The organism is Amycolatopsis lurida, from assembly GCF_900105055.1.
GTDB classification, from domain to species: Bacteria; Actinomycetota; Actinomycetes; order Mycobacteriales; family Pseudonocardiaceae; genus Amycolatopsis; species Amycolatopsis lurida.
Window position 1 is genome coordinate 2,055,314 of record NZ_FNTA01000004.1, and the last position, 17,187, is coordinate 2,072,500.

Here is a 17,187-nt window from a genome sequence, read left to right on the forward strand (position 1 = left end):
CAACGCACTCTCCCCCTAACGGGTGGATTCGAATTCCGGATCGCTTAAAGCGTCACATGCGTGGTGATAGCCCAGCTACTCCACGGTTGCGTCCGCGTTCTCCCGGTTTGCGAGACCGGGAGAACGCGGGAACGACTTTCGGTCAGGCCACCGCGCGCAGGTACCCGGGCGCCGGAGCGACCATCCGGTTCCCCGCCGACGTCGGGCCGCCGGCGAGGGTGATCGCCATCGGCGCGTCGGTCGGCAGCGGGGCGCGCATCGGCATCCGGAGGTGGACCATGCCGTACCGGGTGATGTCGACGCGGCCGGGCAGCGTGCCCATGGAGAACGAGGACGCCGCGGTCCCGGCGGCGTGTTCGGCCACCCCGATGACGGTCCACCGGCCCTCGGGGACGTTCTGGATCTCGATGTCCGCCGACAGGACGTTCGCCCTGCCGCCGAAGGCGACCGGGCCGCACTGCGGAATCGACTCGGCGAACAGTCCGATGAGGACGGTCGCCGGACCGGCCCCGCGCGGGGTCTCGACCCGCACGCTGATCGTGCCGGTACCGGTTCGCATCGTGGGGCTGCCCATTCCGGCGCTGTGCAACGCTTCCAGGGTCGGAAGCCGCTGGAAGTGCGGGGCCATCGCCACGAGCAGTTCGCCGACCTCGGGATCGCGGTACTGGGTCGGGGTCATCCCGACCGCACGGGTGAAGCGGCTCGTGAACGTGCCGACACTGCTGTAGCCGACACTGCACACGATGTCCGACACCGTCAGCGATGTCGTGAGCAGCAGTCGTTTCGCTTCGAAGAGCCGGATCGCGGTCAGGTAGCGGCCGGGGGTGACACCGGTCGCCTTCGCGAAGATCCGCGAGAAATGGAACGGGCTGACGAAGACTTCCTGTGCCAGATCGCTCAAGGTGATCGGGTCGAAGTACCTGGCATGCATCGCGGAGATGGCCTGCAGCACCGCGGGTTGCAAGGGGGATGCCGGCTCAGGGTGCCGACCGGGTTCGGTGACGCCTTTCTCGTTCGCCGCCATGGCGACTGTTCGTAGCTGCATCAGACCAACCTCGGATTCGCTGTCGCTTTTCTCTGTACGCCAGCTAACGCGTCGGTGATTTCAGCGGGCTCGACGAGCGATCGAGATGGGTCCTCCGGCGTTGTCCGAACGTGCGCTATCGGCGGACGGTCGGGCCACTGGCACGCACGACCTCAAGCCGGGAAGTCGAGCACGCATTCCCCGACGCCGACCTCGGCGGGCCAGTCGAGTTTGAGGGCGCGGTCGACGCGGTCGCCTGCGTCCACAGGGACGGCGTGCGCGGCCAGTCCCATGGCGCGGGCGACGAGGTAGAGCGTCTGCTGCAGCGCGCCGACATGCGCCAGCGTCGTGGCGTACGCGCCACCACCGAGCACGGACGCCATCCGCGGCATCCGCGCGGTGACGGTGATCAGCGCCGAGGGCCATCGATGGTTGCCGCCGCCGATCATCGCGATGTCGAGCATCTCGTCGAGATCGGCCGCGTCGTCGTTGACCAGGTCGAGCCGATGGCCGAGCGGATCGTAGTGGTAGATCCCCCGGTCCAGCCCCGAACAGCGGTTCACCGACACGTACAGCTCGAGTTCGTACAGGCAGGCGACACTGAAGTACGGCCGTTGCGAGGCGCTGTGCGCGGGCCCGTTCGGAAGATGCGCGGGACCGATCGACCGGATCCGCGCGCCGCGGTACAGGAACTCGCCGATCTGCTCGGCCGACAGCACGCTCTCGGTGAACTCCGGGCAGCTGTGGTCGTGTTCCAGCAACGCCGTCAACGTCGGATCGGTCTCGGCGCGGTCCGCCAGATCCGGCCGGAACAGCGAGTAGCTCGGGCCTTCGCCGGTGGGGGCCTTGACCACCGGCGGATTCCCGAGCCCGGCGATGTCGGCCGGGCCGCCGGGCCGCCAGGTACGGCTGGTGGTGTGGAACGACAGCTCGTCCGGTGACCACACACCCAGTTCGGGATCGTCGTCTTCGGCGAACCTGCCGTTCTCCCCGGCGACCTGGACGACGCCCGCGGCGACCAGATAGGACACGATCCCGCCGACCACGCCGCGATCGATCCCGGTCGTGGTCACGATCTCCCCGACCGACTTCGCCGTCGCGAGGGTCGCCGCGACGTGCACCGCCCACGGCTGGGACAGCACGACACGGTAGCGCGCGGACGGCGACTCCAGGCCCATCCCGTCGGCGTCGGACCGCAGGGAACTGAAGCGGGACAACCGGATCGGGCGGCTGGCGGGGATCTCGACCGGTGCGAACACCGGCGCGAGCACGACCGGGATCACCGACAGCAGCGGCCCACGGCCGTCGGCGAGCCCGAGCGAGCGCACCACGGAACCGCCGAGTTCCTTGAGCACCTGCCGCAGCGCGTCGGCGCCCTCGGCCGTCCAACTCAGTTCGCCTTCGAGATCGGGCTCACGTTCGACGGGCTCCCACGAAGACGTCACGTTCGCCAGCGACACCGGCCCCAAGGCCATCCGCCGCAACGATTCCAGCACCAGTGGTTCCGCGTGCGGGAATTCGTGCTCACCCCAGCGCGTGACGACCACCAGTGAGCCGTCCTCACTGATTTCGACAAGGCTGTCGTCGGTGAGCGACCACAGGGGGATCGTTTCGGCCACACCGCCGGGGTGAACTGTCGTCAACTGTTGCTCCAGCTTGATCTACAAGAACATGGGGAACGGATTCAGCCGCTCGTAGGGAGTCGGTTCGGCGAGCCTGCCCAGCCGCACCGGTACGTCGAACAGCCGTCCGGGAGCGAAGCGGCTCCAGAACGGACGCAGCCCCGGAACGACCACCCGGACCACCGGGAGGTCGATGTCGGGCCGCGTCTGGTCCAGCACCAGCGTCTCCATTCCCAGCACGGAAAGCCTGCGTACCAAGCACTCCACGTCGTCACGGACGTCGGGACGGCGGACGAACTTGAAGTCCGCGGCCCGTTTCGCCGACCGGCCGGGCGCCGGCAGCAGATACGGCTGGTTGGCGACCGTCGCGTACCGGAGCCACCGCGCCGCGTCGGGATCGTCGAGCTCGACGTCGTTCGCGAGCACCGCCGGGATCAGCTGGTTGAGCTCGCTGACCGCCCGCCGCAGCGCCGTCCTGGGATCCAGGTGGGCGCCGAAGCCCATCATGACGTTTTCGCGCGGCCCGACGATACTCCTGGACAGCGCGACCATCACCGGAACACCGAGGTCCGCCGTCAGGTCGAGGACCCACAATTCCCGGCCTGCCCGCGCGTACTGGCCGACCATCTCCTCGGCCCACGGGTCGTCGAACGAAGCGATGTCGACGCCGGGAACGGGAAGCCGGTTGTACCACCACAGCGCGACGGCGTCGCGTTCGACGAGTTCGAGCAACCCCTGCAGGATCGCGTCCTCGACACTGCTTCCGGCCGCGCAGCCGTTGGAATCCGCGCGCATCCCGGTGAGCCCGCATTCCCACGGCACCCCGTAATAGAGGTACGCGGTCGGCATCAGCTTCCGGCGCTGCTGCGAAAGCGACCACAGCGGTGTCCAGTCGATGGCGGCTTCGGCGTCGAACCGTTCCGGGACGTACTGGAAGTTGGAGTGGGCGGCGTTCCACTCGACGCGGCTTTCGTATTGGCGCTCGTCGAAGAGCATGCACGAGTTCGGGTGGACGGCGTCCTCGCCGAGCGCGCGGAAGGTGTCGCGGATCCGCAGTTCGTCGCCCTGGTAGTTCGCCGAGAACCGCTCGATCGCCTCGCACAGCGCGCCGACCTCGGCGTCGATCGGGCTCGCGCCCTTGCCGCCGTTCTCCCCCCGCAGCCCGGCCTGCAACCCCGCCTCGCCTCGCACGCGGCGCGCGACGTTCCCACCGGAGTTGTACGCGTTCACGAACGCGGGCGCCCGTGGGTCGCGGGAGATCTCCTTGACGATCCCGGTGACCGGGCTGACCAGGTGCCCGTAGCGGTCGAGCACCTCGACCGGGGTGAGGGTCCGGTGCCCGCCACCGCCCGACGTCGCCTTCTTGGCCTCCCGCAGCACTACCGGTTCCGCCGTCCGCGCGGCGACGATCCCTTCGTCACCGCATTCGGGACACTGGGGACGGCGCCGCAGTTCGTGCAGGCGCCCCTGCAGGTCCAAGGTGTCCAGGATCCACACGGCCTGTTGTCCCGGATAGCGGTGTCCCGCCAGCCATTTGGACGCTTCGAGGGAGATCAGATGTGACGCGGCCGCGGTCAGCGGCGGCACGGCCGGCATCGGGAACGAGGCGGGGCCGTCGTGCCCGAGGACCTCCTGCACGCAGGCCTCGGCGTGCCGGTGCCCCCACAACCGGTTCGTCAGGCAGTGCCAGCAGCCGGACCGGCCGGGCTGCATGATCGGGCCGATCCACACCTGCGAACCCGACGGCCGGGCCAGCAGCCAGGGCCGCCCGGTGCGCCGGTGCTCGGCGTCGATCTCCGCCAGGCGCGGGTCGAGATAGTCGTCGCACAGCACGATGGCCAGTTCGGAAGCGGTGTCGACCACTTCGATCCCGCTCGCGGCCAGCCCGCTCGCCACCTGTGAGGTGTCGATGCCACTGCCGATCGCGGTCAGGCTCGCCGTCGCCGGCTTCTGACGGCCGGCCACCGCGGAGGCGTCGAGGCCGCACGCGTCCCAGTACGCGAGCGCGCGTTCGTCCCCGCTGATCTCGTCCGGGACGTGAACGGTGACCAGACCGGCCTCGACCAGCCGGGCCAGCACGCCGGTGACCTGTTCGGCGCTCATCCCGTCCGGGCAGGCGGACAGGAGTCCGTCGAGGTCACGGGTGCCGTCGAGCAGCGCCGCCACCGACGCGACCTGCGCGCCACGCATCGCGATGACCCCTTGTTCCGAAAACAGATAAGCCCCGTTCCCCGCGCGGACCTCCACGCGCAGATGCCGTTTGAACCCCAGGCCACCGCTGATCGAGCCGGACGTGGACCGTGCCTCACGCATGTGGACCCCCAGAAGGTCGGTTCGATTCTCGAATCCTGCTCGGCCGCCTTTGCCCCGGCCAGTGCGCGATTCACGTGTCGGACATGAAAAACCCACGTTCTTCCGGGACACACGCACGCGGAAGCTGGTGGACGGCTCACTGGCCCGTGACGGGCCGCTCTGCCACTGTCGAAGTACTGGGAATCAGGTCTCGACGCGTATCGAGCTGGAGGGCGCTTGCGATGTACACCGGATCACGAGTAGCGGACACGCACCACGGCTCGGCACCCAACCCGATTCCGGTCACGCCCGCAAGCCCCGTCCGTTTCACCCTCCTCGGCCCGCTCGAACTCGTGCGGGACGGGATCGACTACGCGCCGACGACACCGAAGCTGCTCCAGGTGCTCGCCATGCTGGTGATGAGCCCGGGGAAGATCGTGCCCATCGACACGATCGTGCGGGAACTGTGGGCCGACGACCCGCCGCGCAGCGTCCGCACCACCATGCACACCTACGTCTACCAGCTGCGCAAGTGCATCGAGGAGAACGAGCTCGCCCCGTACGGTGAGACCATGCTGGCGACGAAACCGCCGGGGTACGTGTTCCGGATCGCCCCCGAGCAGGTGGACGTCTTCCAGTTCCAGGAGCTGCAGCAACGGGGCCGGGAACTGCAACTGCGCGGCGAGCACATCGAAGCGGCGAAAGCCTTCCGCTCCGCGCTCGCCCTGTGGTCGGGGCCGCCGCTGGCGAACGTCCATTGTGGACCGGTGTTGTCGGCGTACTCGGTCGACCTCGTCGAACAGCGGCGCAGCACCCTGCACCTGCGGATCGAGGCCGACATCGCGGCCGGGATGCGGCACGAGCTGATCGGTGAACTGCGTTCCCTGGTCGCCGCGAATCCGCTGGACGAGGCCCTGCACGGGCAGTTGATCCGCGTGCTCGGCCGCAGCGGGCGGCGTTCCGACGCGCTCGCCACGTACCGTCAGGTGCGGACTCGGCTCAACTACGAACTGGGCGTCGAACCCTGTGACGAACTGCAGGTACTGCACCACGACCTGCTTTCCGAGGGTGAACCCGCGTGAACACCATTCCCGGCACGGAAACGAAAGTGAGGATCGACGGATGAGCATTCGTACCTATGGACAGTTCTGCGGTCTGGCCAGGGCGCTGGAGATCATCGGCGAACGCTGGTCGCTGCTGATCGTCCGTGACCTCGTCCTCGGCCCGAAGCGGTTCACCGAGCTGCAGGCGGGCCTGCCCAAGATCCCGCCGAGCACACTCTCCGCGCGGCTCAACGAACTCGAGCAGTCCGGGGTGCTCCGCCGCCGCCTGCTCCCCCAGCTCGACGCCGCGGTGGTCTACGAGCTCACCGAGTACGGCAGCGAACTCGACCAGATCGTGCTGGACCTCGGCCTCTGGGGTGCCCGGTCGCTCGGGCAGCCGTCCGCCGACGACGTCTTCACCCTGGACTCGGCGATCCTCTCGCTGTACACGACCTTCCGGAGCGAGAAGGCCAAGGGCGTCCAGGTCACCTACGAACTGCGCTACCCGGGCGAGATGATCCTGCACGCGATCGTCGAGGACGGCGCGCTCAAGGTCGCGGAGGGCGCGCACCCCGGCGCCGACGCGGTCATCGAACCGCTCGGCCCGTTCATCAAGGACCTGCTGACCGGGGACCTCACCGCCGCCGACGCGACCCGAACCGGCAAGATCCGCCTCGAAGGCGCCTTCGAATACCTCGAACTGTTCGCGGAATTGTTCCACATTCCCGCGGCCCCCAAAGTGACCGAAGGAATCGTCGTCCGCTGAGCCATACGGCGTAATACCGCAGGTCGGATCAGCAATCCGGAGTAACGGAAACCTCCGGATCACGGGCTATCGTCAAGATCCGTCACCGGTCGGTCTTTCGTCTTAGGAGCCCTTCATGGCCACACTCGATTCGCGTCCGGGTCTGCTCGGCGCGCTCAACGGGAAATACCACCGTGCGGCGCTCCTCTCCTTCGCGGTGGTGGTCGTGGCCCACTGGGCCGAACACCTGGTGCAGGCGTTCCAGATCTACGCCCTCGGCTGGAAGACCCCGGACGCGCGCGGCGTACTCGGGATCCCCTTCCCGAAGCTGATCAGCTCCGAATGGCTGCACTACGGGTACGCCATCGTCATGCTGGTCTTCCTGTTCGCCCTGCGCAAAGGTTTCGCCGGCCGTTCGCGGCAGTGGTGGAACCTCGCGCTCGGCCTGCAGTTCTGGCACCACATCGAACACCTGCTCCTGCTGATCCAGGCGCAGACCGGCTGGCGCCTCGGCGGCGGCACCGCGCCGAGCAGCATCATCCAGCTGTTCATCCCGCGCGTGGAACTGCACCTGTTCTACAACACGATCGTCACCATCCCGATGATCATCGCGATGATCGTGCACCGGAAGGCACCCGCCGCCGAGCGGGAGCTGACCGGGTGCACGTGCTCGCCCGAAAGCCGGCGCGAGCTGGCGACCGCGGCGTCGTGACCAGGAGGCTCTTCGCGCTACTGGCGTTGCTGGCGGCGTGTTTCGGGGTCGCGGTGCTCACCGCGGCCCCGGCCTCGGCCCACGTCGAACTCCTTTCCTCGAACCCCGCCGACGGCGCCCGGCTCACCTCGGCCCCCGCCCGGGTCTCGCTCACCCTGTCGGAGAACATCGGCATCCAGCCGAATTCGATCAAGGTCGTCGACCAGCAAGGCACCGACGTGGTGGCCGGCCCGGTGTTCCAGCCGGGCGAGGTCGCCGAAGAGGTCGCCGTCGCACTCGAACCCGACCTTCCGGACGGCAGTTATCTCGTCGAGTACGCCTTCGTCTCGGCCGACTCGCATCCGGTGCGCGGCACGATCGCCTTCGTGATCGGCACCGGCCCCCTGATCACGTCGGCGGGCGCGGTGTCCGCCTCCACCGGGACCGATCCGGTGACCGACGCGCTGTTCACCACCTTCCGCTGGGGCTCCTTCGGCGGTGTCGCGCTGCTGGGCGGACTGGTGTTCATGCTGGTCTGCCGTCCGGAGGGCCGCGCCGATCCGTCGGCGCGGAAGCTGATCACCGCGGGTCTGTGGCTCTCGGGGGTCACGGCCGTGGCCGGGTTCCTGCTGCAAGGTCCGTACGTCGCGGGCCGCGGGGTGGGCGCGCTCTTCGATCCGGCGCTGATCGAGGCGACCCTGCGGGTGGCGTACGGGAAGCTCCTGCTCCTGCGCTTGGCCGCGATCGTCGCGCTCGCCGTGATCGTGCGACGGCTGCTCACGAGTGGCCTGCCGGAGCGGCTGCGCTCGCGCTACGAGAACCTCGGCATCGCCGCCGGGTTCATCGTGATGCTGAGCTTCTCCGCGACCGGGCACGCGGTGGCCGACAAGATCATGTTCCTCTCGGTCAGCGCCGACCTGGCGCATTTCGGCGCGATGGCCGTCTGGGTCGGCGGGCTGATCCAGCTGGCCGTGCTCCTGCGCGGCAGATATTCGGCGTCCGAGGCCGAGCCGGCGCTGGCGCGGTTCCATCCGATCGCCACCCGGTCGATCGTGATCATGGTGGTCAGCGGCGCCTACCTGGGCTTCCGGCTCGTGCCGTCGGTGGAGGCGCTCTGGACGTCGGCCTACGGCATCGTCTTCCTGCTGAAGCTGACCGGGTTCGCCGTGTTGCTGTGGGTGGCGAACCTCAGCCGCAACGCCGTGCGGCGAGGGATCTCCGGGCGCGGCGGCACCGGCGTGGTGACCGCCGACCTGCGGAAACTGCGGATCAGCGTCGGGGTCGAGGTGCTGATCGTCGCCGTGGTGCTCGCGCTGGCCGCGGCGCTGTCCTCGATGTCCCCGACCGGCTGATCACCGCTCGATCTCCTCTTCCGGCGGGGCGAACGGCCCCCAGGTGAAGGCCCGGAGCCACGGCTCGGGATCGCCAAGCCAGTCCATGGCGGCGATCTGGGCCGGGCTCCGGCGCCCGGCGAGCGATCGGTAAAGATCCACGGGCGCGCCCGAGAGCACCGCGGCGACCGGTTCGGTACCGGCGATCCAGGTCGCGCCCTCGGTCTCGATCCGCATCCCGGGCAGTCCATGCCTGCCCAGCGAAGCGCCGAGGCCGCGGACGAGCACTTCGAATCCCCGCAGCCAGGCGGCGTGCGCCCCGGGCGGTGGAGCGCCGAGCGCGTACCGGAGATCGAGCTCGTGGGTGAAGGCGTCCATCACCAGGATGTCGCCGCGGCCCTTCCCCTCGCCATCGGCGGCGAGGAGGGCGTCGGCCTCGGGACCCCGTTCGAGCCAGAGCTTCAGCACCTCGGCGGCCGACGCCGTCTCCGGCACCGGACAGGCCTCGCCACCGAACCGGGTGATCACCCGATCACAGATCTCGGCCAGATGCGCGACCAGCTCGCGCACTGTCCACTGTGGACACGCCGGGACGACCCGTTCGGCGGCGCCCGCGTGATCGGCGAGCAAGATCGCGAAGTTCTCCCTGACCTGCCGATACCCTTCGGCCGCTGTCTCCGTATTCCAGCCAGGGACCCGAATTCGGCTGCTCGTCACGCGGCCACCTCCAGTGGGGTAAGCGATGGTCGTCCATTCTCCCATCGCCGCGGAGCTTCACCCTTCTCCCCGCTTGCGCGTACCGTTCAACGCAAAGACCACCCACCCGTGGCGCATGTCGCCGGGGCTTCAGGCACACTGGTCGGTGAAAGCCCCGTGTGGCAAGAGAAAGCGCCCAATGGCGACACATCGACCACTGTGGAGGTGACCAATGGAGATGCCCGGCTTCGATCTGGCGTGGCGTGGTTTCAATCGCGCGCAGGTCCGGGAATTCGTTCGCGAGGTGGAAGCCGAACTACGACGAGTGGAAGCCGAACGCGATGAAGCGCTCCGCCGTGGAGACGCGCTCGCCGCCGAACTCACCGCCGCGCGCGAGGACAAGCGCGAATTGAAGGCCACGGTCGACCGGATCAGCCGTGTGCCGATCGCGCCGGACGCGTTGCAGGAGCGCTCGCGCCGCATGCTCGAACTCACCCGCGAAGAGGCCGAGGAGATCACCGCTCGCGCCGCCGAAGAAGCCGCCAAGGCCGAGGCGCAACGGAAGCGGATCGCCGACGACTTCGAGCGCGCCATGACGGTGCGCCGCGCGGAGGCGATGCGCGCGCTCGCCGCACGGGACGAAGCCGCGCAAGCCCGGGCGCGAAAACTGCTCGACGACGCCGCCGAAGAGAGCGAGCGTCTGGTCGCAGAAGCGCGGCAGAAGGCCGACGTGGCCCTCCGCCTGCGCGATGACGTGCTGAAACAGCTGGTCGGCTGCCGCGAACTGCTCACCGAGGCCGGTTCGGTACTGGCCGTATCCCCCACACCCAAACCGGAAGTGCCCGTTCAGCGCCGGAGCAGGCCCGAAGCCCGCACCGGCACCGAAGCGGCCGCGACCTAAGCGGGGTCTCCCGACGAGAACACCACCGGCCGGATCTCCATCGCGTTGATGTGCGCGTCCGGGATCTGGCCCGCGATCTCGATCGCGCGCTCCTTGCTGTCGCATTCGACCAGGTAGAAGCCGGCCAGGTACTCCTTCGACTCCGCGAACGGGCCGTCGGTGACCACCGGGACGCCGTCACGCACCCGCACCACCGTGCTCTCCTTCGGCTCCCCCAGCGCCTGCGTCCCCAGCAGTTCGCCGCTCTCGGTGAGCTTCTTCATGAAAGGGTCGATACGGGCGACCACCTCGTCGCGCTCCTCCTCGGGAAGGGCGTCCCACGCGGTGGGGTTCATGGTGATCATGATCATGTACTTCATCCGTTTTCCTCCTGGTCAGCCGGCCGATGCCCGGCCACTCACGCAGGAGTCGGAGCCGCCGGATCGTCCTCGACATCCTGGCACCCGGAAATTCGGCTCCCCCCGGCACATACGTGGGGAGGGTATACTGATCGAGGACAGGGAACGACGAGAGAACGGGTGCGGAATGACGGGCTACGGCACCGAGCGGGAGGCCTATCTCAAGCGCCTGCGCCGGATCGAAGGACAGATCCGCGGCTTGCAGCGGATGGTCGAGGAGGACAAGTACTGCATCGACATCCTGACGCAGGTGTCCGCGGCCACGAAGGCGCTGCAGTCGTTCTCCCTCGAACTGCTGGACGAGCACCTCGCCACCTGCGTGGTCCACGCGGCCGCCGCGGGCGGCGAAGAGGCCGACCTCAAGGTCCGGGAGGCGTCCGACGCAATCGCCCGGCTGGTCCGGTCCTGAAACGTCGCAGCCGCAGGCTGTTGGTGACGACGAACACCGAAGAGAACGCCATCGCGGCCCCCGCGATCATGGGGTTGAGCAGGCCGAGCGCGGCCAGCGGCAGCGCGGCGACGTTATAGGCGAACGCCCAGAACAGGTTGCCCTTGATCGTGCCGAGGGTGCGGCGCGAGAGCCGGATGGCGTCCGCGGCCGCGCGCAGGTCGCCGCGCACCAGGGTCAGGTCACCGGCCTCGATCGCGGCGTCCGTCCCGGTCCCCATCGAGAGACCGAGGTCGGCCTGCGCGAGCGCGGCCGCGTCGTTGACGCCGTCGCCGACCATGGCGACCACGCGGCCTTCGGCCTGCAGCCGTTTGACGACATCGACCTTGTCGGCGGGCAGGACCTCCGCGATCACCTCGTCGATACCCACCTCGGCGGCGACGGTGTTCGCGGAACCGGTGTTGTCGCCGGTCAGCAGGACAGGGCGGAGTCCGAGCGCTTTCAGTTCCGCCACGGCCTCGGCCGACGTCGGCTTGACCGTGTCGGCGACGACGACCACGCCGCGCGTCTCGCCGTCCCAAGCGACGACGACCGCCGTGGCGCCCCGATCCTCGGCGGCCGCCTTGACCTGGGAATACCCGTCGCCGACAGCGATGCCGTGCTGTTGGAGGAGAGCAGGCCGCCCGGCCAGGACGGTCTTGCCCTCGACCTCACCGAGGACACCCAGGCCCTCGACGGCGCGGAACCCGTCGACCGGCGGCAGCTCGCCCAGCCGCTCCTCGGCGGCCGCGACGATCGCGCGGGCGATCGGATGTTCGGAAGCGTGCTCGACCGCCGCGGCCAGGCGCAGCACCTCGGTCTCGTCGTCGCCATAGAGGTCGGTGAGGCTCATCTTCCCGGCGGTCACCGTGCCGGTCTTGTCCAGGACGACGGTGTCGACCGCCCGAGTGGACTCCAGTACTTCGGGTCCCTTGATGAGGATGCCCAGCTGCGCGCCGCGACCGGTGCCGACCAGCAGCGCAGTCGGCGTGGCAAGGCCGAGCGCGCACGGGCAGGCGATGATGAGGACCGCGACGGCGGCGGTGAAGGCGGCGTCGGCTCCGCTGCCGGCTCCGAGCCAGAAGCCGAGCGTGCCGACCGCGAGCGCGATCACCACCGGGACGAACACGGCCGACACGCGGTCGGCGAGCCGCTGGACCCGCGCCTTGCCGTTCTGCGCGTCTTCGACGAGCCGTGCCATCTGCGCGAGCTGCGTGTCGGCGCCGATCCGGGTGGCGCGGACGACAAGCCGTCCGCCGGCGTTGACCGTCCCGCCGACGACGGCGTCTCCGCTGGTCACCTCGACCGGAACGGCTTCACCCGTCAGCATGCTCAGGTCGACGGCCGATCCCCCGTCGGTCACGACACCGTCGGTGGCGATCTTCTCCCCCGGCCGCACGACGAACTCGTCGCCCGTCTTCAGCGCTCCGATCGGGACGCGGCTCTCGGTACCGTTCTTGAGGACCGCGACGTCCTTCGCGCCGAGTTCGAGCAGCGCCCGCAGCGCCGCACCGGAGCGGCGCTTGGACCGGGCCTCGAAGTACCGGCCCGCGAGGAGGAACGTCGTCACCCCGGCGGCGACCTCGAGGTAGAGGTTGCCCGCACCGGATCCGCGCTGCATCGTCAGCTCGAAGCCATGCCGCATGCCGGGTGCCCCGGCGTCGCCGAAGAGCAGGGCGTACACCGACCAGAGCGTGGCAGCGGCGACGCCGAGCGAGATCAGGGTGTCCATGGTGGCGGCGCCATGCCGGAGGTTCGTCCAGGCCGGGCGGTGGAACGGCCACGCGCCCCAGGTGACGACCGGCGCGGCCAATGCCAGCGAGACCCACTGCCAGTAGGTGAACTGCCAGGCCGGGACCATCGCCAGCACGATCACCGGCACGGCGAGCACGGCCGAGACGACGAGACGCGTCCTAAGCGCGCCAGTCTGGTCTTCGTCTTCGTCGGGCTGGGGCGGCTGGGCCGTGTAGCCGGCGGACTCGACGACGCCGACGAGGTCTTCGACCGACAGTGCGGCGGGGAAGTCGACCTGCGCCTTCTCGGTGGCGTAATTGACCGTGGCGGAGACGCCGTCGACCTTGTTCAGTTTGCGTTCGACCCGCGCGGCGCAGGACGCGCAGGTCATCCCGCCGATGGCCAGTTCGACCCGCTGGGATGTCCCGACGCTCACGGCGTACCTCCCGGATGGTGCCCGTGATGCTCGCTGGTCGGCGCGGGCGAGGGCGGCGCCTCATCCAGCGGCCCGACGGCGGAACCGATCGCCCAGGCGACGGCGAACACCGCGACCAGAGCCGCGGCGAACGCCGACACCTTGACGGCGGTGCTCACGAGACGAGCTGGTAACCGGCCTCGGTGACGGCCGCGTCGACGGCCTGGACGTCCAAGGGCGAGTCGCTGGTGACGGTGACCTTGCCGCTGGCGACGTCCGCGTTCACGGCGCTGACGCCCGCGATCCCGCTGACCTCCTCGGTGACGGAGGAGGCGCAGTGCCCGCAGGACATGCCCTTGACGGTGTAGGTGGTTTCGGCCATCGGTACGAACTCCTCTACAGGACAGGTGGAGCGATCACTTCCTTTATACCCCGTGGGGGTAGGGGTGTGCACGGAGGGTACGGGGACACTGCGGAAATGAGGAAGATCTCCGCCATCGGCATCGGCGCCGGCGACCCGGACCACCTGACCGTCCAGGCCATCCGGCGGCTGAACGAGACCGATGTGTTCTTCGTGCTCGACAAGGGTTCCGAGAAGCAGGACCTGACAGCGCTGCGCCAGGAGATCCTCGACCGGTTCGTCGAACGGCCCGGCTACCGCGTCGTACGGGCACCGGACCCCGCACGCGACCGTACTCCGGACGACTACCGGAAGGCCGTCGCCGACTGGCACCGGCTCCGGACCGACGTCTACGAGAACATGATCGCTTCCCTGGGCCCCGGCGAGCGGGGCGCGTTCCTCGTATGGGGCGATCCCGCGCTCTACGACTCGACGCTCACGCTGCTGGACGCCGTGCTGGCCAGGGGCACCGTCGAGTTCGAGTACGACGTCATTCCCGGCGTCAGCAGTGTGGCCGCGCTGACTTCCCGGCACCGGACCACGATGAACCAGATCGGCCGCCCGGTACAGATCACGACCGGCCGCCGCCTTGAGGCCGGCTGGCCCGCGGACGTCGACGACGTCTTCGTGATGCTGGACGCGAACTGCACCTTCTCGCACTTCGCCGACACGGGCCTGGAGATCTACTGGGGCGCGTACCTCGGGACGCCCGACGAGCTCCTGCTCTCCGGTCCCCTGTCCGCCGAGCTCGCCGCGGAAATCCGCTCCATCCGCGCCTCCGCCCGCTCGCGGAAGGGCTGGATCATGGACATCTACCACCTACGACGCCCGGTCCACCCCTAGCTCCCGCCCGCCTTACCTCTCCCGCTCCGCACTCACGTGCCCCACCCCGTCACTCGCGTGTTCTGGGCCGTCACTCGCGTGTCCAGGGGTGTGACTCGCGTGATCAGACGCGTAACTCGCGTGTCCGGGGGTGTGGCTCGCGTGTCCAGATGGACGACACGTGTGTTTGGGTGGACGACTCGCGTGATCAGATGGACGACACGGCGTACGAACCCCCCGGGGTCGTCGTGTCGTCCGTGTGATCACCGGTGTCGTCCGTCTGATCACGCGAGTTACGCGCTCAATCACGGGTGTTACGTGCTCGATCACGTGTGTGGCGGGTTCGGTCACGTGTGTGGCGGGTTTCGGGCATGAAGAAAGGGTCCAGGCCCCGGGAGAACTCGTGGTTCTCGACCGGGGCCTGGACCCTCTTTTAATGTTAGTCCGGCGGTGTCCTACTCTCCCACAACCCTTCGGTTGCAGTACCATCGGCGCTGTCAGGCTTAGCTTCCGGGTTCGGAATGGGACCGGGCGTTTCCCTGACGCTATAACCACCGAAACACTACGAAACAACACACACTCGTTCGTTTCCACGATCGGTGTGGTGTTTCAGAGCTGTAGAGTGGATGCGTAACATCTTCGTGGGCAAGTCCTCGGCCTATTAGTACCAGTCAACTCGACAACACATTACTGTGCTTCCATTTCTGGCCTATCAACCCAATGGTCTGTTGGGGGCCTTAACCCACAAAGGGGTGGGATACCTCATCTTGGAACAGGCTTCCCGCTTAGATGCCTTCAGCGGTTATCCCTTCCGAACGTGGCCAACCAGCCATGCCACTGGCGTGACAACTGGCATACCAGAGGTTCGTCCGTCCCGGTCCTCTCGTACTAGGGACAGCCTTCCTCAAGTATCCTACGCGCGCGGCGGATAGGGACCGAACTGTCTCACGACGTTCTAAACCCAGCTCGCGTGCCGCTTTAATGGGCGAACAGCCCAACCCTTGGGACCTACTCCGGCCCCAGGATGCGACGAGCCGACATCGAGGTGCCAAACCATGCCGTCGATATGGACTCTTGGGCAAGATCAGCCTGTTATCCCCGGGGTACCTTTTATCCGTTGAGCGACACCCCTTCCACCAGGTGGTGCCGGATCACTAGTCCCGACTTTCGTCCCTGCTCGACATGTCTGTCTCACAGTCAAGCTCCCTTGTGCACTTGCACTCAACACCTGATTGCCAACCAGGCTGAGGGAACCTTTGGGCGCCTCCGTTACTCTTTAGGAGGCAACCGCCCCAGTTAAACTACCCATCAGGCACTGTCCCTGAACCAGATCATGGTCCGAGGTTCAGATTCCCAATCCGACCAGAGTGGTATTTCAACAACGACTCCACCAACACTAGCGTGCCAGCTTCACAGTCTCCCACCTATCCTACACAAGCCGAACCGAAAACCAATACCAAACTATAGTAAAGGTCCCGGGGTCTTTCCGTCCTGCCGCGCGTAACGAGCATCTTTACTCGTAGTGCAATTTCGCCGGGCCTGTGGTTGAGACAGCCGGAAAGTCGTTACGCCATTCGTGCAGGTCGGAACTTACCCGACAAGGAATTTCGCTACCTTAGGATGGTTATAGTTACCACCGCCGTTTACTGGCGCTTAAATTCTCAGCTTCACCCCGAAAGGTTAACCGGTCCTCTTAACGTTCCAGCACCGGGCAGGCGTCAGTCCATATACATCGTCTTGCGACTTCGCATGGACCTGTGTTTTTAGTAAACAGTCGCTTTCCGCTGGTCTCTGCGGCCACCCACCCCTAGTCCGCAAGGGACTTCAGAGTGTTTGGCCCCCCTTCTCCCGAAGTTACGGGGGCATTTTGCCGAGTTCCTTAACCACAGTTCACCCGATCGCCTTAGTATTCTCTACCTGACCACCTGTGTTGGTTTGGGGTACGGGCCGTGCACGCACTCGCTAGAGGCTTTTCTCGGCAGCATAGGATCACTCTACTTCGCCTCAATCGGCTACGCATCACGTCTCAACCTTCATGAGCGGCGGATTTGCCTACCACTCGGTCTACACGCTTACACCAGTACTACCACTCACTGGCGGAGCTACCTTCCTGCGTCACCCCATCACTCGACTACTACGGAATCAGATCCCACGCTCCACAACCAATCTCCACCCCGAAGGGTCTCGACTGGCGCTTTGGGTGGTTAGTATCAACCGCCTCATCCTGGGCGCACGTGCTCGGGTACGGGAATATCAACCCGTTATCCATCGACTACGCCTGTCGGCCTCGCCTTAGGTCCCGACTTACCCTGGGCGGATTAGCCTGGCCCAGGAACCCTTGGTCATCCGGCGGCAGAGTTTCTCACTCTGCATTCGCTACTCATGCCTGCATTCTCACTCCCACACCCTCCACGACTGGCTTCCGCCGCCGCTTCCCTGGATGCAGGACGCTCCCCTACCCATCCGTGCGACTAGACATCTCTTCAAGAGAGACGCCGATCTATATGCACGAATGACACAGCTTCGGCGGTGTGCTTAAGCCCCGCTACATTGTCGGCGCAGGACCACTTGACCAGTGAGCTATTACGCACTCTTTCAAGGGTGGCTGCTTCTAAGCCAACCTCCTGGTTGTCTGGGCAATCCCAC

General features: G+C 67.4%; 15 protein-coding genes and 2 rRNA genes (1 of these 17 running past the window's edge). 7 read left to right on the forward strand and 10 right to left on the reverse strand.

Features of this window, described 5'->3' with window-relative positions; translation table 11 throughout:
* Positions 1–142: 142 nt before the first annotated feature.
* From BLW75_RS14760 to BLW75_RS14770, 3 genes are all read right to left on the reverse strand, one after another.
* Positions 143–1,045 (reverse strand): helix-turn-helix domain-containing protein, encoded by a 903-nt coding sequence (locus BLW75_RS14760; RefSeq protein ID WP_395766738.1) that lies wholly within the window; start codon positions 1,043–1,045, stop codon positions 143–145.
* A 152-nt stretch (positions 1,046–1,197) separates the two neighbouring features.
* Positions 1,198–2,643 (reverse strand): SagB family peptide dehydrogenase, encoded by a 1,446-nt coding sequence (locus BLW75_RS14765; RefSeq protein ID WP_034313739.1) that lies wholly within the window; start codon positions 2,641–2,643, stop codon positions 1,198–1,200.
* Positions 2,644–2,685: 42 nt separating this feature from the next.
* A complete protein-coding gene (locus tag BLW75_RS14770) occupies positions 2,686–4,959 on the reverse strand; it encodes a TOMM precursor leader peptide-binding protein (RefSeq protein ID WP_034313736.1) in 2,274 nt (757 codons plus the stop codon).
* 221 nt (positions 4,960–5,180) lie between these two features.
* Here BLW75_RS14770 and BLW75_RS14775 point away from each other — a divergent pair, with 221 nt between their 5' ends.
* From BLW75_RS14775 to BLW75_RS14790, 4 genes are all read left to right on the forward strand, one after another.
* Positions 5,181–6,020: an AfsR/SARP family transcriptional regulator gene (locus BLW75_RS14775; RefSeq protein WP_198935755.1), complete on the forward strand. Its 840-nt coding sequence runs from the start codon at positions 5,181–5,183 to the stop codon at positions 6,018–6,020.
* Between the two features lie 40 nt (positions 6,021–6,060).
* Positions 6,061–6,747, forward strand: coding sequence for a winged helix-turn-helix transcriptional regulator (locus BLW75_RS14780; RefSeq protein WP_034313734.1), 687 nt, complete (start codon positions 6,061–6,063; stop codon positions 6,745–6,747).
* Between the two features lie 115 nt (positions 6,748–6,862).
* On the forward strand, positions 6,863–7,438 hold the full coding sequence (locus BLW75_RS14785) for a hypothetical protein (protein ID WP_034313732.1): 576 nt from the start codon (positions 6,863–6,865) through the stop codon (positions 7,436–7,438).
* Complete coding sequence (locus tag BLW75_RS14790; RefSeq protein ID WP_034314027.1) at positions 7,435–8,769, forward strand: copper resistance CopC/CopD family protein; 1,335 nt, start codon at positions 7,435–7,437, stop codon at positions 8,767–8,769. Before BLW75_RS14785 ends, BLW75_RS14790 begins: the two co-directional genes overlap by 4 nt.
* Here the strand turns inward: BLW75_RS14790 and BLW75_RS14795 are convergent, their stop codons facing one another.
* Positions 8,770–9,465 (reverse strand): maleylpyruvate isomerase family mycothiol-dependent enzyme, encoded by a 696-nt coding sequence (locus BLW75_RS14795; RefSeq protein WP_091597619.1) that lies wholly within the window; start codon positions 9,463–9,465, stop codon positions 8,770–8,772. It abuts the gene before it with no gap.
* Between the two features lie 211 nt (positions 9,466–9,676).
* Here BLW75_RS14795 and BLW75_RS14800 point away from each other — a divergent pair, with 211 nt between their 5' ends.
* Complete coding sequence (locus BLW75_RS14800) at positions 9,677–10,345, forward strand: hypothetical protein (protein ID WP_034313728.1); 669 nt, start codon at positions 9,677–9,679, stop codon at positions 10,343–10,345.
* Here BLW75_RS14800 and BLW75_RS14805 read toward each other — a convergent pair.
* Entirely contained in the window at positions 10,342–10,704 is a 363-nt protein-coding gene (locus tag BLW75_RS14805; protein WP_034313727.1) for a YciI family protein, read from the reverse strand. The two genes, BLW75_RS14800 and BLW75_RS14805, sit on opposite strands and share 4 nt — an antisense overlap.
* A 166-nt stretch (positions 10,705–10,870) precedes the next feature.
* On the opposite strand from BLW75_RS14805, the gene BLW75_RS14810 reads away from it, so the two are divergent.
* Positions 10,871–11,152 (forward strand): metal-sensitive transcriptional regulator, encoded by a 282-nt coding sequence (locus tag BLW75_RS14810; RefSeq protein ID WP_007034631.1) that lies wholly within the window; start codon positions 10,871–10,873, stop codon positions 11,150–11,152.
* Here BLW75_RS14810 and BLW75_RS14815 read toward each other — a convergent pair.
* Genes BLW75_RS14815 through BLW75_RS14820 form a run of 3 tightly spaced genes read right to left on the reverse strand, consistent with a single transcriptional unit; the run spans position 11,103 to position 13,701 of the window.
* The gene (locus tag BLW75_RS14815; RefSeq protein WP_198935758.1) at positions 11,103–13,295 is read right to left on the reverse strand and encodes a heavy metal translocating P-type ATPase; all 2,193 of its coding nucleotides are present in this window, start codon (positions 13,293–13,295) and stop codon (positions 11,103–11,105) included. The genes BLW75_RS14810 and BLW75_RS14815 overlap by 50 nt on opposite strands.
* A gap of 41 nt (positions 13,296–13,336) precedes the next feature.
* Entirely contained in the window at positions 13,337–13,498 is a 162-nt protein-coding gene (locus BLW75_RS42820; protein ID WP_167373499.1) for a hypothetical protein, read from the reverse strand.
* Positions 13,495–13,701, reverse strand: coding sequence for a heavy-metal-associated domain-containing protein (locus BLW75_RS14820; protein WP_034313722.1), 207 nt, complete (start codon positions 13,699–13,701; stop codon positions 13,495–13,497). Before BLW75_RS14820 ends, BLW75_RS42820 begins: the two co-directional genes overlap by 4 nt.
* 96 nt (positions 13,702–13,797) lie before the next feature.
* Between BLW75_RS14820 and cobF the strand changes: the two genes are divergently transcribed.
* Entirely contained in the window at positions 13,798–14,562 is a 765-nt protein-coding gene (cobF, locus tag BLW75_RS14825) for a precorrin-6A synthase (deacetylating) (RefSeq protein WP_034313719.1), read from the forward strand.
* A gap of 421 nt (positions 14,563–14,983) precedes the next feature.
* On the opposite strand, the gene rrf is transcribed toward cobF, so the two are convergent.
* Both rrf and BLW75_RS14835 read right to left on the reverse strand, forming a co-directional pair.
* Positions 14,984–15,100, reverse strand: a 5S ribosomal RNA gene (rrf, locus tag BLW75_RS14830).
* Positions 15,101–15,182: 82 nt separating this feature from the next.
* Positions 15,183–17,187 (reverse strand): 23S ribosomal RNA (locus BLW75_RS14835) (it continues 1,132 nt past the right edge of the window).